The following is a 25,891-nucleotide window of genomic DNA, read 5'->3' on the forward strand; positions in this document are numbered from 1 at the left end:
CTTATTCACCCTCATCTAATCTAATCCGTGGATCAATTAAACCGTATAAAATGTCAACAACTAGCATGATACCAATGAACAAAACTGCATAGAAAAATGTGATTCCCAAAACAACATTGTAATCATTAGCTTGAATTGCACTGATGTACAAAGTTCCTAAGCCAGGAATAGCAAAAGCTTTTTCAATAACCATACTACCGGCAATTAAATCGATCATTAATGGTGCTAACACAGTAATTACGGAAATCAAAGTGTTCCTAATTACATGGTGCATAATTAATTGATACTTCTTAATTCCCTTTGAATCTGCTAATCGATAATAGTCTGAATCCATAATCGTAATCATGTCATTACGGACATATCGTTCGATACTTGCCATTGTAAATGTACTCAATGCAATTGTTGGCAAAATACTTGAAACAAATGGTTGAGTTTGTTGGTAAGTTCCAGGTAAAACCATTAATTTGTATGAGAAGATTAGCGAGATAATCAAGGCCACAACGAAGTTGGGTAAACTAATTCCTAATACCGAGATTCCTGTCATTAGGTTATCCCAGATGGTGCCTTTTTTAACTGCTGCAAGAACACCCATGAAGAAACCAATAATTGAACCTAATACAGTTGCTTGTAAACCAATTTGTAATGAAATCTTGAAGTGTTGAAAAATCATGGTTGTTACTGGAGTGTTTACTTGAACTGTGTATGAAACACCAAAATCACCAGTAATCATATTTTTCAAATAATTAAAGAACTGTAGCCAAATCGGTCCATCTAGCCCGTATTTGCGGTAAAGGGCAGCAACTTGAGCGTGTGACATTTTTTCATCATTAAATGGAGAACCTGGCATCGCCTTTTCCATTACAAATAAAATTAATGTAATTAAGAATAAGGTTACTACCGCGATTAAAAGTCTTTTCAAGACATATTTCTTCAAGTTCTTCCCTCCCTTTCATCTAATCAAACAGAGCTGAGATTAAATCCCAGTTCTATTTGTTTTCTAATTTATTTTATATATACATATTTAAAGACTAGTGGGACACCAGAGATATGCATTGGCATATCTTTAATGTTTGTTCGTCTTAAGACTGGTGCACCTGCTTGATATAATGGTGGACAAGCTGCGCTATCAACTAAAATATTATTTGCTTTTAATAGTAGTTGATATCTCTTAGAAAGATCAGTTTCTTTGTTTGCTTGTGCAATCAAACAATCGTATTCCGGATCTGACCATTTCGCATAGTTGCTAGCGTTACCAGTAACATACATATTTAATACTGCTGATATATCACCATAGTCTGGTGCCCAACGAGAAATACCAGCATCAAAGTTAGATTTGGCCATTTTATCTAACCTAGTTTTCTTTGAAACCTGCTGTAAGTTTACCTTCATTCCAGGTAAGTTTTTCTCAACTTGAGCTTTAATATAAGCAGCAACATTTGAATATGACGGATCACTATCATCATAAAGCAAAGTGAATGATTTTAATTTAGTTTCTGATTTAGCCTTATTCCAATACTTTTTAGCGTCAGCTGGGGAATACTGTGATAAATTAGTTGTTGATTCATCAGCAAAGTCTTTACCAGTTTTTGGATTTTTGCCAAGTTTTCTCATTACCATCGAATGAACAGGAACTGAACCATCTTTCAAAATATGAGTAGTAATTTCTTTCCTATTAAGGCTAACTGAAATTGCTTTACGCAAATTAGCATTATTTATGCCAGGTTCTTTCATATTAAATATTAAGTAGTGGTTGAAGTTGCTAATCTCATCAACAAAGTTCTTATCTTTATGATATTTTGAAACCAGTTGGCCACTCAGACGTACATGGTCAGCATTACCGTTCTCAAAAGCAATCGCTGCTTTTTCTGGATCGGTTATTACATCAAGCTTAATTTCTTTAACCTTAACATTTTTAGCGTCCCAGTATTTTGGATTCTTTACAAGCTGTACTGTATTGTCTCCCAGCTTCCAGTCTTTAATTTTATATGGTCCTGTTGCAATCACATGACTTGAATCTTGACCAAATTTTGTGCCTGTTTTTTCAAAGTACTTTTGATTAACAGGAGCAAATGGCGCAAATGCTAAAATTCTGCTCAAAAATGGAACCGGATGATCAAGTTCAACAACCAAAGTCTTGGGGCCTGTAGCTCTCACACCTAAAGCACTTGTAGGCTTCTTACCTAGAGTAATTGCATCAGCATTTTTAATTCCCGCAGCACCTAGTTCAAAGTTATATGGTGACGCATTTTTAGGATCTGAAAATCTCCGCCAACCAAATACAAAATCGTTAGCTGTCACTGGATCACCATTTGACCACTTAGCATCTTCACGAATTGTAAATGTTTTTGTCAAACCGTGATTACTTGTTTTAACTTTGGATGCTAATCCAAATTGTGGCTTATCATGTGCATCCATTGTATATAAGCCTTCAGTTGTGTTAGCTACGGTAACGATAGCTGACTCTTGATATGCTACTGCGGGATCCAGAGAATCAACAGGAGTATTTTCTACCACCGTAATTTTACTTTGATTTTGTGTGCCTGAATTCGAACTCTTCTGACAACCAGTCAGTAACATTCCAACGCAGGCAATTGCAGTTGAAACGATTGCTGCACTTCTTTTCATAAATTTCACTCTTTTCTAAATGCTTCGAACTAGGGAGAATTACTTAAAACCAAATGACTTTAATTTGATCAGTTTCAAAGAAATAAAGATCTCTTTGAAATCTACCCAAGATCTTAATAATTGTTCAGCGCCTTATATGATAAGATAATAAGATATTTTTAATCTGTCAACCTTATTTCTTAAAATAATTTAATATATTTATTATATTATTTGGTGAGAACTAATTATCTCGATCATATTTTGTGAGTAAAAAAGAGGCCTAGGCCTCTTTTTTACAGTCATTCAATTTACTTAATCGATGCATACTTGAAGAAGTATGGAACACCTGCAATATGCATTGGTAAGTCTTGGATGTTAGCTCTCTTTAAGACTGGAGCACCATTTTGGTACAATGGCGGACAAGAAGCACTATCAATTAAAATATTATTTGCCTTTAGTAAAAGTTGATATCTTTTAGCTTGATCTGTTGTCTTGTTTGACTCTGCCATTAACTTATCAAATTCAGAGTTAGCCCATTTACCGTAGTTACTATCATTCTTACTTTGATACATACTTAAAATTGCTGTTGGATCAGCATAATCTGGCCCCCAACGTGTAAGTGTAACGTCGTAAGTTGCTTTTGACATTTTATCAAGTCTAGTCTTCTTGGAAACTTGTTGTAAATCAACTTTCATTCCTGGAAGATTCTTTTCAACTTGTGCCTTCACATATGCGGCAACGTTAGCGTAAGCAGGATCACTATCATCATACAATAAGGTTATTGATCTTAAGTCAGTCTTTGACTTAGCTTTGTTCCAGTACTTCTTTGCATCAGCAGCTGAGTACTCTGACAAATCAGTCGTAGACTCATCGGCAAAATCCTTACCATTTGAAGGATTCTTAACTAAATCTTTCATTACCATTGAATGAACTGGAATAGAACCGTCTTTCAAAATATGTTTGGTAATTTCCTTACGATTAATGCTACTAGAAATTGCCTTACGTAAATCCTCGTTATCAAGGCCAGGTTTCTTTACATTGAACATAAGGTATTGGGTAAAGTTACCAACTTCATTTTCGTAGTTTTTATCCTTACGATACTTAGCAACAAGTTGTCCGCTAAGGTGAACATAGTCAGCACTACCATTTTCAAAAGCAATAGCTGCTTTTTCAGGATCAACAATTACATCAAGTTTTACTTCGTTTAGCTTAACGTTTTTAGCATCCCAATATTTCTTGTTTTTCACTAATTGGATACTGTTATCGCCAAGTTTCCAGTCCTTAATCTTATATGGACCTGAAGCAATCAAGTGATCTGAATCTTGAGCGAATTTCTTACCTGCTTTTTCGAAGTACTTTTGGTTGACTGGTGCAAAGTCACTAAATGCAAGTAGCTTGTTCATATAAGGTACTACATGATCTAATTCAACAACTAAAGTCTTTTCACTTGTAGCTTTAACGCCTAATGAATTAACAGGTTTCTTTCCTGCAACGATGTCATCAGCATTTTTAATTCCTGCTACACCTGGTTGGAAGTTGAAAGCTGATGCGTTCTTAGGATTAGCTAAGCGACGCCATGCAAAGACAAAATCATTTGCAGTAATTGGATCGCCGTTTGACCACTTAGCATCTTCACGAATCGTAAAGGTCTTCGTCAAACCATGATTACTTGTCTTCACGCTTGAAGCCAAACCAAGCTGAGGCTTATCGTTTGCATCAATTGTATAAAGACCCTCAGTTGTGTTGGCTACAACTACAGACGAGCTGTTTGAATAGGCCAAGATTGGATCTAGCGAATCCACTGGGGCATTTTGTACAACTGTAATTTTATCTTGCTTTTTTGAACTAGAATTGCCTTTGTTCTGACAACCAGTTAACAGCATACCGAAGCATGCAACGGCTGCTGTAGCAAGTACTGCACCTTTTTTCATGTTCATCACTCTTTTCTAAAAAGATTTCTGGTGACCAAAGCCTCCAGATAATTGACAGGTAACTGCAGCATTTTTGCTTGCAGTTTCTGCCGCTAATACTAAATTATTCTTATCTAAGTAAGAAACTAGAAAACCAGCAATAAAACTGTCACCTGCACCCATCGTGTCGACAACTTTTATTTTTTGCGGTTCTTGGTAATAAGATTCTTGTGAAGTTAGCAAAAATGCAGGTTTTTCTCCCCTTGTAATAACAATAACTTCTGGACCTAAGGTTAAATATCTTTTGGCAAATTCTACAGCTTGGTCATCACTCATTTCAGACCCAGAGAAAAATGCAAAATCAACATTAGGAAGTGTCTTTTTAAAGTAGTCCTCATCCCGAGAAATAGAAAAGTCAAAGGAAACTTTTACTCGTTTATGTAATTCTGGTAGATACTCATCAATTCCAGAATCAATTCCTGCATGAACAACGTCGAAACCATCGATTGTTGTAAAGTCATCAGGAGTTAATCGTAAGTTTAATAAGTGTAAGCCTGAGTTCTTCGGACCGGCTTCAAAGGTTCGATCGCCTTCAGCAGTTAGGAAAACTCGTGGCTGCGCCGTAGGAGCATAAACTTTACGACAGTTAACTAATTCAACCTGCTCTTCTTTTAGTGATTCTTCAATATGGCTAGCACGATCGTCATTACCTAAAATGCCGAGATAAGCAGAAACTTCTGCTCCAGCTTTTTTTGCATCAACAGCAACATTGACGCAATTTCCACCAGGAAAATAAATTCTCTGCTTAACATAGGTGTCAGCTACATTATCTCCAATTGAAATTATCTTCATTGGATTAACACTAATAATCTAAGTGCCACATGTAACGACGGGCTTCTAGAGAATGTCCTCTTTCATATGAAAAACCTTCAGCAAGCTGACGGAAGACTACACCTGAAAGAATCTGTGAATAATATTCTTTAAAATCGTCATCAATTTCGTGCATATCAAAGTCTGCATTATCAATTACATAGACTTTGTCACTGTGCTTCTTAGCAAAGTCAACTGCACGTTGGTCCATCTTGCGAGTAACACCCATTCCTTCACAAATAATGAAAGGAACGTCAAAGTCGGTAATTTCAAATGGACCATGGAAGTATTCAGCTGAGTCAATGCAGCTACTGTTAATCCATTGCATTTCTTGGAGCCAGCATGCTGAAAATGAGTATGTCTCACCCAAGTTAATGCCTGAGCCAATTGCGTAAATCAACTTCTCACGCTTTAATTCACTGGTCCACTTCTTAGCTGTATCACCGAATTGTTGGCGAGTTCTTTCAGCAATTGCTTCCAAGTCGTCAAGTGCTTTCAATCCCTTGTCATACTTAGCATCACCAGTCACAGCCTTTAACAGACCAAAAATAAAGCCGTAAAGTACACCGGTGTTTAAATCAGAAGCGTCTGTACCTTTTCCCCAGCTGTAATGCAAAGTATAGTCAGAGTTCTTCTCCAAGTCTGAATCAGGTGTGAAGGCAATTCCAATTGTTAAAGCGCCTTTTTCTTTAGCAAATTTGGCAGCTTCATTAGTTTCTGGAGTACTACCTGAATGAGAACAAGTTACAACTACACTATGCTCGCCCAAGTCATGGGGATCACGTGTGGTAAATTCACGTGATGGCAAAATAGTTGCAGGAATGTCACACTCACGGTTAATAATGTACTCTGCTGGTTGCATGAAAGCCATTGAGCCACCACATGCAGCAAAGTAAATATGATTGATGCCGTCAATTTTTTGACAAGCTTTAATCGCATTTGTTATTTCGTCTTGATATTGTTTCTTCATTGTTTACCTCTTATCTATTAATTGTTATATGATGTTATATAATAAGATAAGTGTATATTTTTAATCTGTCAATACTTTTTCTAAAAAAAATCTAATTAATAGTTTATTTATAATCGGATACTCAGTCATAAAAAGCTTTATATCAACAAAAACACACAAAAAAAGGATTTCACAGTGTGAAATCCTTTTTAAGAAAATAAATCAAAATATTTAATTTTAAGTCAAATGTTTTCCAATTACGTTGCCAATCACTGAAAGTGTAAAGCAGACGATGAAGTATAGTACTGCTAAAGCAGCAAACATTGGCAAAATATAATTAGAATTTTGTCCATAAATAACTTGCGCATGCTGCATCATTTCTGGAACAACGATAATTGTTGCCAATGACGTATCCTTAATTAGCGAAACGAATTGACTAATAATTGTTGGAATCATGTTCTTATATGCCTGTGGCAATACAACATGCCATAATGCTTGAACAAAGGACATTCCCGTTGATCTTGCACCTTCCATTTGTCCGGTAGAAACTGATTGAATTCCCGAACGAACAATTTCTGCAATCATGCTTGATTCAAAGACCGTCATAGCAATAACTGCCGCCGGAATCGTTTCTGGTCTTAACCCAAAGTTTGGCAAGCCAAAGTAGGTAAAGAAGATAATTAAAAGTAACGGCACGTTACGGATAATATCAATTATAAAACCAACGATTTTTGAGACAAACTTGATTTTTGAATATCTAATAATTCCCAAAATTGAGCCAATAATGAAACTCAAAATAACTGAAATTACTGAAATATAGATAGTAACCCAAAGGCCCATTAATAGAAAGTGCACGTTTAGCCATGAAAAGGCGCTAATCCAATTTTGCATTTCACTGAACCTCCTCTCAGGCTAATTTCTTTTCCAAATACTGCATGTAGTAGCTAAGTGGTAATGTAATAATTAAATACAAAACCCCAACGACTAAATAGCTGTTAATCTGGTCAAAAGTAGTCGAAGCAATTGAGTTTGCTTGGTACATTAAATCAAATCCTGCAACGAAGGCAAGAACTGATGAGTTTTTGACTAAGTTAACAAACTGGTTCCCAAGTGGTGGAATAACGATCTTGAATGCTTGTGGCAAAATAATGTAACGCATTGCTTGCCAATAAGTCATACCTGTAGAACGAGCACCCTCCATTTGTCCACCAGAAACAGATTGGATACCTGAACGAATTGTTTCAGCAATAAATGCAGAAGTATAAAGCGTTAAACCAATTGTTCCTGCTGTAAAACCATTAATCTTCATCACGTATTTAGGAATAACAAGATAGAAGAACATCGTAATTACTAGTAAAGGAATGTTACGCAATATTTCTACGTATGCACGTCCAATGAAGCGAGCTATCTTACTAGGAACAACTTCCATAATTGCAAACACAGTTCCTATAATCAAACTGAAGAATAATGCAATCACACTTGAAAGTATCGTCCAGCCCAAACCAACAAATAATTGACCACTGAATTTTGTAAAAATATCAATCATCGGCGATACAGCTCCTTGTACTTAAATCCTGGAACATCGCCAAACCACTTTTTAATTAAGCGATTGTATTCACCATCATGCTGCATCTCAAGAACTGCCTTGTCAACAGCCTTGGTAAATCCGGTTTGTCCCTTATTAACCGCAACACCATAAGGTTCAACGGTGAAGGTGCCACCACGAACTTCATAGCCTGGGTTCTGAACTGCTAACCCAAATAAGATACCATTGTCAGTAGTCAAGGCATCACCTTGACCTGATTTCAGTGCGTTCATAGCTTGAGCATAATCTTGAAGCTCAATAACTTTTGCTCTAGGAGCTATCTTTTTAATGTTTTCTACTGAGTTAGCACCAACTACCCCAATTACAGTCTTACCATTTAAATCTTTGGCACTTTTAATTGAGGAATTTTTAGCAACTAATATTGACTGACCGGCATCAAAGTATGAGTGTGAAAATGAAATAATCTTTTTACGCTCTGGAGTAATCGTCATCGTAGCAATTATTGCATCGACATTACCATTCTTCAGAAGCGGTATTCTTGATTGTGACGTAGTTGTGACAAATTCTGCCTTGCCTTTGGGCCCTAAGATACGCTTAGTAATTGCTTTGGCCATGTCAACATCAAAACCTTTTTGTTGACCATCGCGGACATCAATCAAGCCAAAAAGTTTAACATCACCTTTAACACCCCAAGTAATCGTATTAGACTCTTTAACATTATCTAAAACAGATTGATCACTTAGGCTCTTACCACATCCAGTTAGCATCAATACACATGCTAGTAAAGGAAGCAACCAAAATTTCTTTTTCATAATCGGCCTCCTTAGTGAGAGATGATCTTACTCAAGAATTGTTGTGCCCGTACTGTCTTAGGTTGTTCAAAGAAACTTGCGCTATTCTCATCTTCAACAATTTGACCTTGGTCCATGAAGATAACTCGGTTGGCAACCTCTTTAGCAAAGCCCATTTCGTGGGTAACAATCAAGGATGTCATTCCGCTCTCATTTGTAACTTTCTTAATAACTTGCAAAACATCATCAATCATTTCTGGGTCAAGCGCACTAGTTGGTTCATCGTAAAGAATAAGCTTAGGACGCATGGCCAATGTTCGAGCAATGGCAACACGCTGTTTTTGACCACCTGAAATTTGTGAAGGCATATTGTGTGCCCATTTTTCCAGACCAACCATTTCGAGCAGTTCCATTGCTCGTTTTTTGTTTTCTTCTTCTGGAATATGGCTAACAATTCTTGGTGCCAACATAATATTTTCAAGTACATCTTTATTTTTGTACAGATTGAAGTGCTGGAAAACCATTCCAACATCACTTCTAAGAATGTTAAGGTTAGTCTTTGGATCAGACAAATCATGACCGTTAACAATCAATTGACCTTTTTGGATTGTTTCAAGGCCGTTCACGGTACGTACTAAAGTACTCTTACCTGAACCTGATGGTCCAATTAAAACCACCGTCTCCCCTTCATCAATTTCCAAATTAATGTCGTGCAGTGCATGAAAATGGCCATAATATTTTTGCACGTCATGGAACTCTATCATCGACATTGTTATCGCCCCTTTCATTATCTTGCAATAAAATAAGTCATTGAGACCATTTTACTATAGCCGTTAAGATTTTTAAAAATTATACACCTTTTTTAATGAAAATTTATACAATTTTGTAATTTATTTCTTACAAATCACAAAGTTTCTTAGGTACCAAATCATTGCTAAATCTTATGTTAGCAATGATTTTAGCGCTATCACACATTTCATTATAGCTTCTTTTTAACGGCTTGTTCAATCTTACACATTTGAAATCAAAAAGTAAATACTTTGTTTGACTTTTAAAAGCTACCCACTTAGTTTAGACTTATTCAAAAAGGAGAAAGCAAATGGACAAACTTGAACGTTATCAACTGCTACTTAAACAAGCTCAAAGCTTACTTGAAGATGAGCACGATTTGATTGCCAATATGAGTAATATCAGTGCCCTTCTGTTTAATAATCTGCCTGATGTCAGCTACGCTGGTTTTTATCGTTATCAAAATAACGAATTAATTTTGGGACCTTTTCAGGGTCCTGTTGCATGCATGCACATTGCAATAGGCAAAGGTGTTTGCGGTACAGCCGCCAAAGCAAGAGAAACGCAAATTGTCCCTGATGTTCATAAATTCGCTGGCCATATTGCTTGCGATGCTGCTACCAATTCAGAAATCGTCATTCCAATCATGAAAAATGAAGTTTTGATTGCCGTCTTAGACCTTGATAGCAAGGACTTCGCATGTTTTGATAATATTGACGCTGAATACCTAACTAAAATTGCCAACTGTATTTAAACTAGCTTTTTAAAATTAATAAATGCAAAAGAAAAACTGGTAAACTACTACTTTTATAGCGTAATTTACCAGTTTTTTAGTTATTATTTTGACTATTTTTGACCTGCTTGACGTTGGAAGAATTTGACAATTTCAACAATGATAATCATACAAGTTCCTGCACCTAGGACAATTAACCATTGCATGCCATTTAATTCAGTAACATCAAAGAACTTAGTCATAAATGGTAGTTCTACTGCAGCCATTACTATTGCTGAAATAAGGATAGCCCAGTTAAACCATCTATTTGTAAGTGTATGCTTAGAAAATATTGATTGATGGATATATTTTGAGTTAATCGCATGGAATAATTGGATTAATCCTAAAGTCAAGAATGCCATAGTCAATGCATCCGCATGCTGTAAGTTAGCACTGTTAACATGAGGACCAAATTTCAAGCCTAATTGATAAGTTGCTAAAACTAAAATACCTTCCAAAATTCCTTGGTAGACGATTGAACTAGAAACACCACCACTAAAGAAATTGGATTTTCGACCACGTGGAGCCCTCTTCATGATGCCTTTTTCCACTGGTTCAAGTCCAAGCGCAATAGCTGGTAATGTGTCAGTAACAAGGTTGATCCAAAGAAGTTGAACGGGTGCCAAAATGTCCCAACCAAGCATCGTCATCATAAACACTGTCAAAACTTCACCAACATTACAACTCATCAAGTACAGAATTGCCTTTTGAATATTGCTGAAAACTTTACGACCTTGCTTAACAGCTTCAACGATTGTGGCAAAGTTATCGTCGGCCAAAATCATATCGCTAGCACCCTTGGAAACTTCAGTACCTGTAATACCCATACCGATACCAATATCGGCTTGCTTCAAACTAGGAGCGTCATTAACACCATCACCTGTCATCGCAACAATTTTGCCTCGGGCTTGCCATGCCTTAACAATTCGAACCTTGTGCTCTGGCGAAACACGAGCATAAACGCTGTAATCAGGTACATGTTCTTGCAAGTATTCATCGCTAACCTCATCAAGTTGAGCACCAGTAACCACACGTTCATCTTGGCCTGGTTTTAGAATTCCAAGTCGCTCAGCGATTGCTTGTGCAGTCACTTGGAAGTCTCCAGTAATCATAACTGTTCTGATTCCTGCATCATGTGCTTCTGCGATTGCTTTTTTAGCTTCAGGTCTTTCTGGATCGATCATTCCAACCAAACCGACAAAAATCAAATCTTGTTCAACGTTATCAGTTGAAGGAGCATCGTATAGCTGATCAACTGTCTTATACGCTAAACCTAAGACTCTTAAGGCTCTTCTTGCCATTTTTTGGTTAGAAAGTAAAATTTCTTCTTTTTGTTCAGCAGAAATCGGTTCTACCTTGCCATTAACTTCGATTTTAGTAACTCGTTTAAGTAATTGATCAGGGGCACCCTTAACGGCAACAAAATATTGTCCACCATTTTCATTAACCGTACTCATTAACTTACGGCCAGAATCAAAAGGAACTTCTTGAACTCGCTTGTGCTGGTCAAGTAGCTGATGAACATCAATCTTTTGATCTAAAGCATATTGAATAAGTGCAGTTTCAGTTGGATCTCCCAGCAATCTATTTGTGTCATCGAGCTTAGAGTCGTTAGCTAAAACCATTGATAACAACGTAGGGTTATCTTCAGAAATCTTCTGGTCCGCTTGATGAGCTTCATTGTCATAGTAGACCTGCTCAACTGTCATCTTATTTTGAGTTAATGTACCAGTTTTATCTGAACAGATAATATCAGTTGCACCCAAAGTTTCAACTGCAGGTAATTTACGCACAATCGAATTGTGCTTAGCCATTACTTGCGTTCCCAGCGCCAAAATGATGGTAACAATTGCAGGTAATCCTTCTGGGATTGCCGCAACTGCTAACGAAACTGCAACTAAGAACATATCAATTGCTAATTTTTGTGTTGGCTCTGTACCCTGCTTGGTAAAGAAACCGACAACGAAAACAACCGCACAAATCAGCAAGATCATAATAGTTAATGTCTTACCTAATTGGTTAAGGTTGCGCTTAAGTGGTGTATCGGTTTCATCGGTATTATTAAGCATAGTAGCAATTTTACCGACCTCAGTATTCATTCCAATTTCAGTGACAATTCCTTCACCACGACCGTAGGTAACATTTGTATTGGCAAACGCCATATTATCCTGATCGGCTAAAGCAACTTTATCCTCATCAATTTGGTCGTGCTCTTTATCAACTGGTACTGATTCCCCAGTTAATGCAGACTCCTCAATCTTCAAGCTTTCAGTGATTGTCAAACGCAAGTCTGCGGGAACGACATCTCCAGCTTCAAGTAAAACAATATCACCTTGCACTAATTCGGTACTTGGAATCTCAACCACTTGCCCATTTCTTCGCACATGCGCATTCGGCGTGGCCATTTTTTTCAGAGCATTAATTGCTTCTTCAGAACGAGTTTCTTGGAAAACACCCAAAACAGCGTTCAGGATAACAACAACCATGATAATCGCAGCGTCTGTCCACTCTTGAGCGACAAAACCTGATAAAAGCGCAGCAATGATCAAAACAATGATCATAAAGTCTTTAAATTGTGCAATAAAGCGTTGCAACATACTGGTTTTCTTCTTAGCAGCAAGACTATTAGGACCATATTTTTCCTGAAGCTGCTTTACTTGCTCCGAATTTAGACCATTTTCACAAGATGTTGAAAGCTCTTTTTCAATATCTTTAATTGATTGATTATAAAAATTTTGGGGCATTTTTTCCTCCTAAAAATAAAAAAGAGACTTATATGCTTAACACACACAAGTCTCACTAATTAAGATAAGTCCAGAAGTATATCTTCGGTTGTTGGGCTTATCGCAGGTAATTGCTGTTACTCCCTTATGATGTTTTTATTATAAATAAAAATCTTCAGATTAACAAGGAGAAAGCTAATTAAAATGAATAAAATAGACCAGCCAATGCCCCATTAAGAATGCTGACTGCTGTTGCCACCAAAAATAGTCTTAATGCATGACTTGCAATAGCTTCACCATGCTCTTCGTCAACCATTGTATGCATAATACCTAGGGTAGTACCTAAGTTTGGTAAGTTAGCAAAAGAGATCAAGAAAACACTAACGATTGCTTGCGTCTTAAGCGGAACTGCGTGCATATTAATTTGGTTTATTGCGACAAAAATATTGGTAAATGCTTTGGTAGCCAGAACTGTACCAGCACTAACAATTGAATGTGGATCTACTCCCATGATAAAAGCTACAGGAGCACAAACATAACCAATTAAGGCCGTTAAGGTTTTACCACAAACTGATTTGAAAATAATGTTGACAAAAGTAATTAACGAAACAAAACCAATAATTGAGATTGAAATGTTAATTGCCAGCTTAAATCCAAGGTTCATACTGTCAATCAAGCGCGTAATCAATGACTTTTGATTAGTATTCTTAGTTGAAATTTCATAATTGACTTGTGAAATATCGTATGGCGCAACTATTTTAGCAACAATAATCGAGGTGAAGAGGTTAAGTATCAAAGCAACAATAATAAATTCAGATTTAATAATATGCATATATGAAGCAATCATTGTTACTGTAGTATTTGATAAAGTATAAATTGAAAGTGTAAATAATTGATTTGGTGACATATCTTTCATTTGATCCTTGAAAGGAACAAAAACACCATTACTTACAAAAGGATAACTCAAAATTGTAAACGCATTAATCTCATCAATGTGGAACAGCTTTTTTAGAACTTTACCAACATATTTAATAATAAAAGGTAAAATACGCAAATACTGCAACAATTCAATCAGTGCACAAATAAAAATCAATGGTAATAAGACATTTAAGAAAAATTGTGAAGTAGCACCGGGATTTTTTAAATCACCAAAAACGAAGTTTACACCCTTACTACTAGACTGACTGATAATGTCTAAACTACCGGATAATCCCTTAATGATCCAATTACCAATTGTTGTCTTTAAAATCAAAAACAGGATTACTAATTCTGTTACAAAAAGATAAATAAGTGATTTGTAGTCGATGTGCTTGCGATCAAAACTTACCAGATAAAGTAGACCCAACACTATAATAATTCCAATTACTCCCATTACTTTCTCCCTAATTGCGCTGCGTTAAATAGTATGAATATTCATCAAAAATATTATCAACAAATTGATCCGTCAGCCGATATTCTGGTACTTCATAAGAATTCGTCAGAACTAAAAAGTCGTGAGCATTAGAATCATAATTTTCTTGCTTAAGGGCCCAATCTTGTTGGCTAAAAACCTGATATTCGGACGAAGTCAGGCGATAAATTCTAACACCATATGGAATGGTAAAAGAATCTATTACTTGCTGCCTAGTTTTCTCTTTTAAGCTAATAAAAATTCCTAAATGCTCGCGAGCAAATTTTTGTTTTAAAAACTCTACTAAATGACTGAGATCAAAATCTTCTGCAAGCCAATTTCGATAATCTTCTTCAGAATAAAAATTACCTGTTTTGGCTGGCAGAGTCTCAGTTAAGACGATTTCTTCTTGACGTTTTACAATTTCATTTTGATCGTTAAATTCAAACATCATGTGACCAAAACAATTGCCTCGGTAACCGCCCTGAACAACAAGGGTATCACCTATTTGACCATGATTGATACGATGCTGGTGACCACAACTAAAACCATCGATACCTGGTGTTTGCGATACTAATTTAAAAGTTTCGTCCTCACCTGTTGCATAGTTAGTTTCAGCGTGTGTCTTCAAATCCCGTTCAATTCCACCGTGATAGCCGACTAAAATTAAATCGACTTGATCACGCAAAGCTTCTACCTGCTTTTGTAATTCAGGTAATGCTTCCTTAACAACTACTCCCGTGGTTACATCAAAGTCACTGATCATTGACATTCTACTTGTCAGTAAGCCAATTACTCCCACTTTGATTCCATCAATTTCTTTAATGGTAGACGGTGAAAAAATCCAATTTCCCTCTTCATCAAAAACATTACAACAAACATAGTCAGCATTTAAATGGCTAACCTGACGCTTTAAATAATTCAGTCCATGATCAAAATCATGGTTACCAGGTACCATGACATCAAAACCGACTTTATTGGCATAATCTACCATTGGAGATACTTGCATCTGATCACAAAAATAAGTGGTCAAAGGGTTGCCAACAAAAAAGTCTCCACTATCCATTAACAGCGAGTTAGGATATTTTGCCTTTATTCCTTGCAACGCCAAGGCAGGTGGCTGCCCCTCATTAGAAATAAAGCCATGGATATCTGTCGTAGTTAACACATTTACTAGTTTATTCACTGTTTCCTCCTTTTTTAAATTTGTTAAAAATTACCAACAATTTAATTTTATACTGAAGGATTTATAAATGGCAATATACTTCTAAAATGTTCTTTTTAAGTTCATTGACAATTACTATAAAGTTAAATTATAATATTGCTTATTTTTTAAAATATAATGAGATAATCCAAAAGTTATTCTCATTAATTTTTATAAGTGGGAGAATGTATGAATAATATTAATGGTGAATCAGAGGCAATTTTAAAATATGTTGGCGGACCAGATAACGTCAATAATTTGGTCCATTGCGTAACTAGATTGCGCTTTGACGTAAAAGACGATAGTAAAGTCGATAAAGACAAATTGAATTCCTTGCCTTGCGTTTTAAGTGTCGTTAAAAGTGGTGGTCAAGAGCAGGTCGTAATTGGTACTAATGTGGCAGTTTATTATGACTTCATTCAGAAAAAACTAAGTGATCACAAGACAGCTAACTCTAAAGAAGAAAAAACAGATAAAAAAGCTAAGTTGTCAATAACTAAAACTATTTCCGGGGCTTTCATGCCACTTCTTTCGGTGATGGCTGGGGCTGGAATGGTAAAGGCTGTTCTAACAGTTTTAGCTAATTTGCATTGGTTACCTGAAACTAGTACAGCCTATCTTGTCTTATCTGCAGCTGGGAACTCAGTCTTTTACTTCCTACCTATTTTCGTCGGCATTACTTTAGCCAAAGAATTTAAAGCAGACCCATTTGTCGGTGGAGCTTTGGGTGCAGCACTGTTAGAACCAAATTTTACTCAATTGGTCGGAAAGCACGGGCTTAGTCTTTTTGGCATGCCATTAGACGCAATTGACTATTCCACCACAGTATTTCCAATTTTCGTTATCATTGGAGTTTACATTTTACTTGATTGTTTATTGAAAAAGATTATTCCGCAACAGGTTCAGATTTTCCTGAATTCAATGATTTGTTTAATTATCTTAGTACCAGCAACTGTACTAATCTTTGGTCCATTTGGTGATACTGTAGGTAAATGGATTTCAGCTATTATCATGTGGCTATTCGGTAAAAGCAGATTAGTTGCTGGCTTGCTGCTAGGAATGGTCTATCCTTTCTTAACCGTACTTGGTTTACACTGGGGCCTAGTGCCAATCACATTGCAAAACCTCAAAATGTACGGTGGTGATGTAATTGGTGGTGTGGCAGTTGCAGCCGTTTGGGCACAAATCGGTGTTTCCCTCGGTATCTTTTTATACAGTTTACTCAAAAAGAAAGATGCCAAACTCAAGGGACTATCAGGATCTGTTACAATTACAGGTATTTTTGCCGGTGTAACTGAACCTATTTTGTACGGTTTAATTATGCCCTCAAAGAGATTAATGATCATCACAGCAATTGCAGGTGGCATTGGTGGTGCCATCAATGCCTCACTTCACGTAGTTGTTCGAGCATTCCAAATTGACAACATTTTCTCAATCTTGATGCTAATGTATAAGCCAATTGGCTTTATGATTTTAGGCTCCGCAATATCTCTAATTACGGCAGCAATATTAACCTTCTTTTGGGGAATCAATCCAAAAGATCAACAATAATTTTCAAAGCAAAAAACGTGGTTCCGAGTGGAATCACGTTTTTTATTTATAAGTAAAATGAGATGTACACTTAATTTATTTTAAGCCTGTCCATTTCCATTCTGTTACTTCTGGCATATCTTTACCATTGTCACGAATGTATTGGTGGTGCTTAGCTAATAAGCGGTCCATTTCTGCAACAAAGCCTGTGCTCTTTTCTGCGTATTCTGGCATACTCAAGACTGCATCCTTTGCTAAATGGAAACGATCAAGTTCATTAACAACTCTCATATCAAATGGAGTAGTAATGTCGCCTTCTTCTTCATAGCAGTGAATATGAACATTGCTACGATTACGACCAAACCAGATTGATTGCATCATTGCCTTGTAGCCGTGCCATGCAAAAATTACTGGCACATCAGTAGGGAATAATTCTTCAAATTCCTTGTCGGAAATTGCTTCTGGATTATCTGTTGTATTCATTAACTTCATTACATCAATGACATTAATGTAACGAATTTTCATTTCTGGGAAATTCTTATGCAAAATATCAATAGCAGCTAAAGACTCCATAGTTGGCTCAGTTTCAGTTGAAGCAAAGACAACATCAGGCTTAGCATTTTGATCAGTTGAAGCCCAATCAATATATGATAAACCGTGGTTAGCAATCTTAGTTGCTTCATCAATTGAGAACCATTGTGGACGTTCTTGCTTAGAAGTAACCAAAACGTTGATACATTCACGATCAGTAAATGCTTTTTGCGATACTGCTAACAAAGAGTTCGTATCAGCTGGTAAGTACTCGTGAATCAAATCTGGACGATTCTTTTCATATAAGTGAGTTAAGATACCAGGATCTTGGTGAGTATAACCATTGTGATCTTGTTGGAAAACAGTTGAAGTTGCAACAAAGTTCAAAGATGGGTAATCCTTACGCCAATATTGTTCCTTGGCTTTTCTTAACCACTTCATGTGCTGGGTTAACATCGAGTCAACAACACGTCCAAATGATTCGTAAGTTGCAAAGAAACCATGACGACCAGATAAAACATAGCCTTCAAGCCAGCCTTCGTCTTGATGCTCGGATAATTGAGAATCAATTAAACGACCACTTGGTGCTAAGTTCTCATCGTTTGGTGTATGAACTGAGCCTTCCCATTGACGCTTTTGCTCATCAATAAATTTGAACAAACGGTTTGATTTGGTTTCATCAGGTCCAAAACCACGGAAATTGTCTGGGTTAAGTTCTGCAATTTCATTCAAATATTTTGCCCATTCAGTCATATCTTCTGCTTCAACTGAACCAGGTTGATCAAACTCTAAGGCATATTTACGATAATCTGGAAGGCTGAGACGCTTAGCCTTGTCGCCACCACCATTTGTAATTGGGTTGACTGCCATTCTGCTATCACCAGTAACATTATCAGCAGTTACCAATTCAGTTGGTACACCATTTTCATCAAACAATTCTGCTGGTTTATAGCTTTCAAGCCAATCAACCAACATATCTTTATGTTCCATGTCATCTTGAGCAACAGGAATTGGAATTTGGTGTGCTCTAAATGAGTTTTCAATAGGATTACCGTCAAGATCAGTTGTAGGTCCTGTCCATCCCTTTGGAACGCGGAAGATAATCATTGGCCAATGTGGCAAAGTCTCATCATTATTTTCACGAGCATTCTTTTGAATGGCTTTAATTTCTTCAATTACAGTATCCATTAATTTTGCCATTTCTTCGTGAACTTGCATGTGATCTTTATAGCCGTCAAATTCACCACCATTATATGCAGAAATAATGTAAGGATGCCAACCCATGCCTTCAAAGTACTTGGTTAATTCTTCATCTGACATTCTTGAAACGATGGTTGGGTTAGAAATTTTAAAACCGTTGATTTGTAAAATTGGTAGTACAGCACCATCTTTGATTGGGTTAATGAACTTATCACTAAACCAACTTGCAGCTAACGGGCCAGTCTCAGCTTCACCATCACCGATTTCAACTGCTGCAATCACATCAGGATTGTCTAAAATTGCACCGGTACCATGTGAAAGTGAGTAGCCAAGCTCGCCACCTTCATGCATTGAACCTGGAGTTTCAGGAGCAGCGTGAGAAGCAGAACCACCAGGAAAACTAAAGCGTTTGAATAACTTAGCCATTCCCTTTTCATCTTGTTGAATTTCCGGGTAAAGCTCACTGTATGAACCGTCAAGATATGAGTTAGAAACCATTACTTGACCACCGTGACCGGAGCCTTCGATATAAAACATATCCAAGCCATACTTCTTAATGACACGGTTTAAATGTGCATAAATAAAGTTTTGTGGTGAGATTGTTCCCCAGTGTCCGATTGGTTTAGGCTTAACTTCACTTGCTTTAAGGTCATGCTTTAAAAGCGGGTTATCCATCAAAAAGAGTTGACCAACTGACAAATAGTTAGCTGCACGCCAATGGGCATCTACGCTCTTTAAAAATTCCTTTGAATCATAATCTACTGCCATATTATTTCTCCTATTTAGAAATCATTTACTTAAACTTTCTTTATACGGTTATTATACCAATTTCGCATTCAATATCAACCATTTCGTAAATTGGTTCGTTCCAATTTTCAAAATCCTGATTTATCAGCCTTTTTGACTTTAAACTTCAGTATAATTTTAGTTAAACACAAATAAACACATAAAATCCAATATGAAATACTGACTATTTAATTCTTTAAAAAATAAAAAATGCTAGATTATTTTTAGGAGAAATATTATGACTCAAGAAGAACGAATTCGCGAAATCAAAAAATTATTAGAGCAAAAACATCACTTAGTTACAAAAGATTTAACTGACTACTTTAATGTTTCGTTTGATACAGCCCGGCGAGATGTTCGTAGATTAACTTCCACGGGTCAAGCGATTCGAGTTCACGGTGGGTTACTGGCTAACAGTCACGACAATGTACCTAATTTCATTACCAGGAATCACATCGATTCCCCTATTAAAACGAAAATGGCACAGATGGCGCTCCGCTTTGTTCATCCAAATCAATACGATTTTATTGGTGCTTCAACTACGCTGAAAAAGCTATGCGAATTAATTTGTGGTATGGATTTGCAGATTGTGACAAATTCAATTGATAATTCCCTGGAATTGATGCAATCAAGACTCCCTGATGTTCGTCTTTTAGGTGGAAAAATCGACAAAGAACATCGCTTTAATTATTCAGTCACATCGATTGATACTTTAAAGCGAATGAGCTTTAATACAGCATTTTTTGGCACATCAAACGTCAAAGAAGATGGTGCTTATCTCACAAAGATGAGTGATGCAGAATTAACTCGTGTCGCTGCTTCGAGGGCAAAACAAGTTGTGGTAATCGCAGAAAATTATAAGTTCAACAGTCAAAATACTTCTCCGTTTATGTCAATCCCCTTGAGTCAGATCGATGTACTTATTACTGATGATCCGTTACCCCAAGAACTAAAAGAAAAATTTGCGCCTAAAACACAAATTATTTCTGTACTAAGGAAGTGATGTAATGAGTGTTCACTTAATCTGTGCTTCATCTCCAAAAGAAAAAAAGCTGATTAATGAAACATACAAAGAATTAGATCAATTTTATCGTAGTTTTTTTAATAATATTTATAACGAATTAAATATTGCAAAATATCGGCCAATTCGCGATGCAATCGGACTAGTTATGCAAAAATTCGAGTCAAATGATCATCCGCTACAATATACTGGGAAATTAGTGCTGTATATTCAGGCTAACACTGCGCTTAATCATTTGCGCTTAACTAATTTTCAGCAAAGGCTCCTACAAAGTTTAAGTAACAAAACCAAACAGATAAGTTTAAATTTTGTTTACATTAGTCCCATCACGGACATAAGCCAATTTAAACTTAGTAATATTTAATTTCCTTCTTTTAAATAGAATGTATCCAAAAAAGAGCTAAGCAACTGCTTAGCTCTTTTTCTATTTATTTAAATTTACGAACGTGTTGAACTTCATGTATTGGTAATGAATACGCATCGTTGATACCTCAAATGGTGTACCATCATCCAAAAAGAAGATACCCTCAATCACTCCAACAGGTTCTGTTTCTTTCAACTTTAATTTCTCTTGATCCTCACTACTTGAAGGCTCAACTGTGATATTGAGAAAGGCTTTAGTAACAACCTTATTTTGAGAATCCTCTAAGTAATTAAACAGAGATTTTTTCAAATGTTCAGGCTTTAATTCAGGAACAATTTTAATCGGAAGGTAGCCTGTCTCAATTAAAAATGGCTGTTCATCAAGAAATCTTAATCTCTTAAACTCATAAACAAAATCATCTTCATTTAAAAACAGATCTTGCCTGATTGCCTCTGGAGCTTTGATGACATTATAGTCTAGTAATTTAATGCTCTGCTTTTTGCCAGGGACTTTTAGACTATCAGTTAACCCTAAATTAGAGCCCTCATAGCGAAATAAGGATTGGTTCTTTAAATATAAAGGATTAATGAAAGTCCCACTTCCCCTTTTTTTAAAAACAATCCCTTGCTGAGATAGAAGTTCCATTGCTCGTTTCATTGAAGAACGACTAACCTGATAATGTTCAGCAAGACTTCGCTCGTCTGGAAGACGCATCCCTTCATATTTGTTATCCAATATATTTTGTTTTATATCGTGCATTACTGTGCGATAAACGAAATCTGCCATTTGCTACCTCAATTACTTTGCCTTTTTAATTGCACTAATAAACCAGTCTTCAAAAGCTTGACGATCAACTTTCACACCGACTTCTGCATTAGCAGGCTGATGATAAAAATCGTCAAAATCAATTAGTGAAGCTCCATAAGAGTACATGCTTTTGGTGTCAACTGCAACATATGCAGACTTAAAGGTGTACATTTCTGGCTTGATTAACATTCCAGCTGCAAGGGCGTCGTATATTTCGCGTCCATCACCTTCTGTTTCATCGTGCAAATCAGTCAAAATCTGATATAACATTTCTCCAGTCTGATTCAATGTTTTGATTTGCTTTAGCGTATCAGGTGTAATAAAAGCTTGATGTCCTAGTTCTAGTGGTGCAAGCAAAATTTTCAATCCACTAGAAAAAACAATCTGTGCTGCTTCAGGATCACCAGCAACATTGTACTCACTATACGGACTCCAATTGCCGCGACCTATTGCGCCACCCATTATTACCAGCTGCTCAATATTAGCTAAATCCTCTGGGTATTGTCTGAAATACAAGGCAAAATCAGTTGCTGGTCCAATCTGCATTAAAGTTACTTTTTCACTGCTATTTGCAACTACCTCATGAATGGCATCTGCCGCTATCCCAGTTTTTAATAGCGACATATCCGGTTCAGGAAATTCATAGCCACCTAAGCCGCTTTTACCATGAACATCTGAAGCATCAATTTGTTGTCTCAGAAGCGGACATGAAGCGCCTGAAACTACAGGCACATTCGTATTCAAAAAAGCCTCTAATTTCAATGTATTAGTCAATGTTTTTTCAAGTGGCACATTGCCCCAAGTTGCGGCAATTAGCTTAACATCAAGCATATCTGAAAACAGAGCAATTATAATTGCTGCAACATCGTCAATACCAGGATCAGTACTGATAATTAATGGTTTTTTAGTCATTAAAATCCTCTTCTTTAAAGCGAACGCAATTCATCATGCATAATATGCAGAATTTCACTACATTTACTGCTTCTTTCGATCTTCAATTTGGCCGTTTGAATGCGCAATAATCACTTCATCACATACTTCAAGGAAAAGCCCGTGTTCAACTACACCAACAACTTTATCTAGATAATCCGCTAAACCGTATGGGTCTGGAATTGGATCAATATTCAAATCAATGATGTAGTTACCATAATGAGTAACAAAGCGCTTTTCGCCATTCATACGCCATTGTGGCTTCAAGCCATCTTCTTTAAACAAACGGAAATTCTGCTCGCAAGAAATTGGCAAAACTTCGACAGGTAATGGAAAATCCCCCAATTGATCAACGAGTTTTGATTCATCCACAATCCACATGTTTCTTTCCGAATTAACGGCAACGTTTTTTTCTAGTGTCAGTGCGCCACCGCCGCCCTTAATCCCATCAAAATTACTTGCAAACCGGTCGGCTCCATCAATTGTTAAGTCAAGATGGTCAACTTCAGCCAATTCACTAACTTTAAAACCGCAGCTTTCCAATTGTTTCTTACTTCTACTGGAAGTTGTCACTACTGCGTCCAAGTCTAGGCCTTCTTGGTCCTTACGTTTTCCAAGCTCATCAATCAAAAAGGCAACAGTTGAACCTGTTCCAACGCCTAATTTCATTCCATTTTCTACTAAACTAGCTGCCTTTTCGGCTGCTTTTTGCTTTAATTTGTCCTGTTCCTGCTTATCCATTGTTTTTGCTTTCTTTTCATCAACTATTTGTCATTGAGTAAGTTAATTTCATTATAGCAAAAATAGTTTTAAAAGAAGACAACAAAAAAGGCAGTTAGAAAAAACTGCCTTTTAAAACTGTTTTTTATTCGGGATCAATTTCAGGTGCTTTATTTATTTCTCCTGACATCATCCAAATCCGTTTTTCAACATCAGCAAGGAAGCCTGTTAGTAAATCATTTGTCGCATAGTCGCCTTCTTCATCACTAACCTTTATTCCCTCACGATAAAGATTTTCAAGGTAGTGGTAGCCATCGATGATTTTAGCGTAGCGCTCATCAATTGTTTCATCCCAGTTTCCTTTTTCATCCTTAATATTTGTTTTTGCTGCGATCTCACTCAAAGTAGATACTGGCGAACCGTCTAACGTGATTAAACGTTCAGAAACTTCATCCAGTTGATCAGCTAATTCATCCATTACCTTATCTAAATATGGGTGCAATTTCAAAAAACGGTTGCCACGCATATACCAATGATGTTGATGAACAATCATGTGTAATTGTGTCAAATCAGCAACTAATTGATTTAAAACTTCTTTAGTCTTTGGATATTTCATGTAAAAGTGCCTCCCAAATCTAATAAATTTGTTACACCTTTATTATATCGAGTGCACCTTGTTAATACTAAAATATTGATTGTAAATCGTGTTAAAGCAAAAATATTAAGCTAATTGCCTGCCATAGATGCTCTTTTGAATCAAGTCCAGTGCTGCCTTAGTCTTAGCAGTACAAGTTTGATTGTCATAAACCTTATCACGAGCAGATGAAATATATTCCTTTTGCCCACCATCAAGTTCCAATTCAATTCCATAAGGGTTTTTAATAACAGAAACTTTTGTCAGGAACGGTAAAGAAATAATTGGATCAAACAAAGCAACAGAAGGTAGCTTTTCTACACCACTTTCACCAAAAGTTTTTGCATCTTCAACTTCATCCATGTTTAAGCTCTTCATTGGGGTATTAGGTCCTAAAAAAATCATCTCAAACTTTTTCAGTCGAGTACTAAAGTCATAGTATCTAATTTGGTTAGCAGAAATTTCATAGTAACTGTAATCATATTGAAGTGCTGTTGGGTAATAAATGCCTGAAACAAATAGAAAAACTGCCACCGAAACACCTAAAGACCAAATAACTGCATTAACACCAGTTGTCTGGAAGAGAACTAATGCAAATGGAAATACAAAAAGTGCCCAAAAAATTGAGAAAAACAATGGCCAGTAATTCATCTTTTTACCAAAAGTGATCATATAAATCGCTCCCTTCTATCTAATTTACCAGTATTCTAGTCCCTTTTAATAGAAAGTTAAAGCAGTATAACAACTTTTTTAAAATAATCCCGATATGTTCTTCAAGGCGATTAAATTATAAACCTAGTAAACTCAGCAACAGGTTTGCGAACTTTTGGCCTTCCAGGCTCATTTGCTTTCCCAAATGGAATAATTAATATTGGCAACCAATCTTCAGGAATAGATAAAAGCTCCTTAATTCCAGCAAAATTTACACCTCTCATTGGGGCGCCATCATAGCCATATGCACGAATGGCGGATAATAAGTTCATTGAGAATAAACCACAATCTAATTTAAGCGCTTCTGGACCTTTGTCGATTGGGGACATTTCATAAAATTTCGTCATTTTTTCTTTGAATTTTTCTATTTCTTCAGGAGATAAATGCTCATTACGCGCTTTATAATCTGCTAAATGATCCACATCATATTCAAGTGGATCCCCAAAAACGATAAATATTGCTGCTGCATCTTCAATCTGACTTTGATTAAAAGATAGGGGTACCAATTGTTTTTGTACTTCCTTGTTCATAACTGTAACGACTTTCCAAGGTTGTGTGTTATTTCCTGACGGCGCTTTTGCTGCCAGAGATAGTATTTCTTCTATTTCCTGCTTTGAAATACGATGACTAGTATCAAATTTTCTAATTGATTTTCTCTCAGCTAAAAAATCAATAAAATCTTTCTTCATAGTTTATTCTCCTTATATTATTTGATATAGTAACTTTAAACTACAGTAAAAAATAAACAAGTACCAATCTTTTTGTTACTGTAAATGGAGGAATACTAATGAATCAAGTTTCACAGACCAGTTGTGGCATTTCCAAAGTAATGAGTCAGTTAGGTGGAAAATGGAAATTTTTGATAATCTGGCGAATTCATCAGAATGAAGGAATTAGATTTAATCAATTACAACGAGATACTAACGGAATCACTAATGTAATGCTCAATAGATGTCTAAAAGAACTTACCCAAGACGGTTTCGTATTAAGAAAAGACTTTCATTCCGTACCACCTCATGTGGAATATTACCTTACCAAACAAGGAAAGAGTTTCATTAAGATAATGGAAGCTATGAATGATTGGGGTGAAAATAATCTTTAATAGACTT

At 36.3% G+C, this 25,891-nt stretch carries 24 protein-coding genes; 5 read left to right on the top strand and 19 right to left on the bottom strand.

What is annotated here, in order from left to right:
- Position 1: 1 nt before the first annotated feature.
- The 9 genes from H3R21_RS03200 to H3R21_RS03240 form a co-directional block, all read right to left on the bottom strand.
- Complete coding sequence (locus tag H3R21_RS03200) at positions 2–934, bottom strand: ABC transporter permease (RefSeq protein WP_198182967.1); 933 nt, start codon at positions 932–934, stop codon at positions 2–4.
- A gap of 68 nt (positions 935–1,002) precedes the next feature.
- Positions 1,003–2,625, bottom strand: coding sequence for a peptide ABC transporter substrate-binding protein (locus H3R21_RS03205; RefSeq protein WP_198182969.1), 1,623 nt, complete (start codon positions 2,623–2,625; stop codon positions 1,003–1,005).
- Positions 2,626–2,912: 287 nt separating this feature from the next.
- Complete coding sequence (locus H3R21_RS03210) at positions 2,913–4,535, bottom strand: peptide ABC transporter substrate-binding protein (RefSeq protein ID WP_198182971.1); 1,623 nt, start codon at positions 4,533–4,535, stop codon at positions 2,913–2,915.
- Between the two features lie 15 nt (positions 4,536–4,550).
- On the bottom strand, positions 4,551–5,366 hold the full coding sequence (locus H3R21_RS03215) for a PfkB family carbohydrate kinase (protein WP_198182973.1): 816 nt from the start codon (positions 5,364–5,366) through the stop codon (positions 4,551–4,553).
- A gap of 10 nt (positions 5,367–5,376) precedes the next feature.
- Positions 5,377–6,354 carry an SIS domain-containing protein gene (locus H3R21_RS03220; RefSeq protein ID WP_198182975.1) on the bottom strand — a complete coding sequence of 326 codons (978 nt, stop codon included), beginning with the start codon at positions 6,352–6,354 and terminating at the stop codon, positions 5,377–5,379.
- 216 nt (positions 6,355–6,570) lie between these two features.
- On the bottom strand, positions 6,571–7,224 hold the full coding sequence (locus H3R21_RS03225; RefSeq protein WP_046306301.1) for an amino acid ABC transporter permease: 654 nt from the start codon (positions 7,222–7,224) through the stop codon (positions 6,571–6,573).
- A gap of 16 nt (positions 7,225–7,240) precedes the next feature.
- Entirely contained in the window at positions 7,241–7,879 is a 639-nt protein-coding gene (locus H3R21_RS03230; RefSeq protein WP_074425671.1) for an amino acid ABC transporter permease, read from the bottom strand.
- Positions 7,876–8,691: a glutamate ABC transporter substrate-binding protein gene (locus H3R21_RS03235; protein WP_074425672.1), complete on the bottom strand. Its 816-nt coding sequence runs from the start codon at positions 8,689–8,691 to the stop codon at positions 7,876–7,878. The genes H3R21_RS03230 and H3R21_RS03235 overlap by 4 nt, the downstream gene beginning before the upstream one ends.
- Before the next feature lie 11 nt (positions 8,692–8,702).
- Entirely contained in the window at positions 8,703–9,440 is a 738-nt protein-coding gene (locus tag H3R21_RS03240) for an amino acid ABC transporter ATP-binding protein (protein WP_046306293.1), read from the bottom strand.
- A 329-nt stretch (positions 9,441–9,769) separates the two neighbouring features.
- On the opposite strand from H3R21_RS03240, the gene H3R21_RS03245 reads away from it, so the two are divergent.
- Entirely contained in the window at positions 9,770–10,213 is a 444-nt protein-coding gene (locus tag H3R21_RS03245; RefSeq protein ID WP_198182977.1) for a GAF domain-containing protein, read from the top strand.
- Positions 10,214–10,305: 92 nt separating this feature from the next.
- Here the strand turns inward: H3R21_RS03245 and H3R21_RS03250 are convergent, their stop codons facing one another.
- From H3R21_RS03250 to H3R21_RS03260, 3 genes are all read right to left on the bottom strand, one after another.
- Positions 10,306–12,975, bottom strand: a complete 2,670-nt coding sequence (locus H3R21_RS03250; protein WP_198182979.1) for a calcium-translocating P-type ATPase, PMCA-type — start codon at positions 12,973–12,975, stop codon at positions 10,306–10,308.
- A gap of 178 nt (positions 12,976–13,153) precedes the next feature.
- Positions 13,154–14,326 (bottom strand): nucleoside transporter C-terminal domain-containing protein, encoded by a 1,173-nt coding sequence (locus H3R21_RS03255; RefSeq protein WP_198182981.1) that lies wholly within the window; start codon positions 14,324–14,326, stop codon positions 13,154–13,156.
- A 10-nt stretch (positions 14,327–14,336) separates the two neighbouring features.
- The gene (locus H3R21_RS03260) at positions 14,337–15,530 is read right to left on the bottom strand and encodes a metallophosphoesterase (protein ID WP_198182983.1); all 1,194 of its coding nucleotides are present in this window, start codon (positions 15,528–15,530) and stop codon (positions 14,337–14,339) included.
- A 207-nt stretch (positions 15,531–15,737) separates the two neighbouring features.
- Here H3R21_RS03260 and H3R21_RS03265 point away from each other — a divergent pair, with 207 nt between their 5' ends.
- Entirely contained in the window at positions 15,738–17,099 is a 1,362-nt protein-coding gene (locus tag H3R21_RS03265) for a PTS transporter subunit EIIC (protein WP_198182985.1), read from the top strand.
- A 75-nt stretch (positions 17,100–17,174) separates the two neighbouring features.
- Here the strand turns inward: H3R21_RS03265 and H3R21_RS03270 are convergent, their stop codons facing one another.
- The gene (locus H3R21_RS03270) at positions 17,175–19,577 is read right to left on the bottom strand and encodes a phosphoketolase family protein (RefSeq protein ID WP_198182987.1); all 2,403 of its coding nucleotides are present in this window, start codon (positions 19,575–19,577) and stop codon (positions 17,175–17,177) included.
- A 256-nt stretch (positions 19,578–19,833) separates the two neighbouring features.
- On the opposite strand from H3R21_RS03270, the gene H3R21_RS03275 reads away from it, so the two are divergent.
- Together H3R21_RS03275 and H3R21_RS03280 are read left to right on the top strand one after the other, a co-directional pair.
- Positions 19,834–20,598, top strand: coding sequence for a DeoR/GlpR family DNA-binding transcription regulator (locus H3R21_RS03275; RefSeq protein WP_198182989.1), 765 nt, complete (start codon positions 19,834–19,836; stop codon positions 20,596–20,598).
- Positions 20,599–20,602: 4 nt separating this feature from the next.
- Positions 20,603–20,980: a bacteriocin immunity protein gene (locus H3R21_RS03280; protein ID WP_198182991.1), complete on the top strand. Its 378-nt coding sequence runs from the start codon at positions 20,603–20,605 to the stop codon at positions 20,978–20,980.
- Between the two features lie 60 nt (positions 20,981–21,040).
- On the opposite strand, the gene H3R21_RS03285 is transcribed toward H3R21_RS03280, so the two are convergent.
- The 6 genes from H3R21_RS03285 to H3R21_RS03310 form a co-directional block, all read right to left on the bottom strand.
- Positions 21,041–21,766: a GntR family transcriptional regulator gene (locus H3R21_RS03285; RefSeq protein ID WP_046306281.1), complete on the bottom strand. Its 726-nt coding sequence runs from the start codon at positions 21,764–21,766 to the stop codon at positions 21,041–21,043.
- A gap of 12 nt (positions 21,767–21,778) precedes the next feature.
- The gene (locus H3R21_RS03290; protein ID WP_198182993.1) at positions 21,779–22,699 is read right to left on the bottom strand and encodes a nucleoside hydrolase; all 921 of its coding nucleotides are present in this window, start codon (positions 22,697–22,699) and stop codon (positions 21,779–21,781) included.
- Positions 22,700–22,762: 63 nt separating this feature from the next.
- Positions 22,763–23,458, bottom strand: coding sequence for a ribose-5-phosphate isomerase RpiA (rpiA, locus tag H3R21_RS03295; RefSeq protein ID WP_198182995.1), 696 nt, complete (start codon positions 23,456–23,458; stop codon positions 22,763–22,765).
- Between the two features lie 124 nt (positions 23,459–23,582).
- Positions 23,583–24,053 (bottom strand): DNA starvation/stationary phase protection protein, encoded by a 471-nt coding sequence (locus H3R21_RS03300; protein ID WP_046306275.1) that lies wholly within the window; start codon positions 24,051–24,053, stop codon positions 23,583–23,585.
- A gap of 105 nt (positions 24,054–24,158) precedes the next feature.
- Positions 24,159–24,743, bottom strand: coding sequence for a hypothetical protein (locus tag H3R21_RS03305; protein ID WP_198182997.1), 585 nt, complete (start codon positions 24,741–24,743; stop codon positions 24,159–24,161).
- A 110-nt stretch (positions 24,744–24,853) separates the two neighbouring features.
- Entirely contained in the window at positions 24,854–25,471 is a 618-nt protein-coding gene (locus H3R21_RS03310; RefSeq protein WP_198182999.1) for a nitroreductase family protein, read from the bottom strand.
- A gap of 98 nt (positions 25,472–25,569) precedes the next feature.
- On the opposite strand from H3R21_RS03310, the gene H3R21_RS03315 reads away from it, so the two are divergent.
- A complete protein-coding gene (locus H3R21_RS03315) occupies positions 25,570–25,884 on the top strand; it encodes a helix-turn-helix domain-containing protein (RefSeq protein WP_046306268.1) in 315 nt (104 codons plus the stop codon).
- Positions 25,885–25,891: the final 7 nt, after the last annotated feature.

Origin of the sequence: Lactobacillus sp. W8172 (assembly GCF_016102055.1) — a bacterium.
GTDB lineage: Bacteria > Bacillota > Bacilli > Lactobacillales > Lactobacillaceae > Lactobacillus > Lactobacillus apis_A.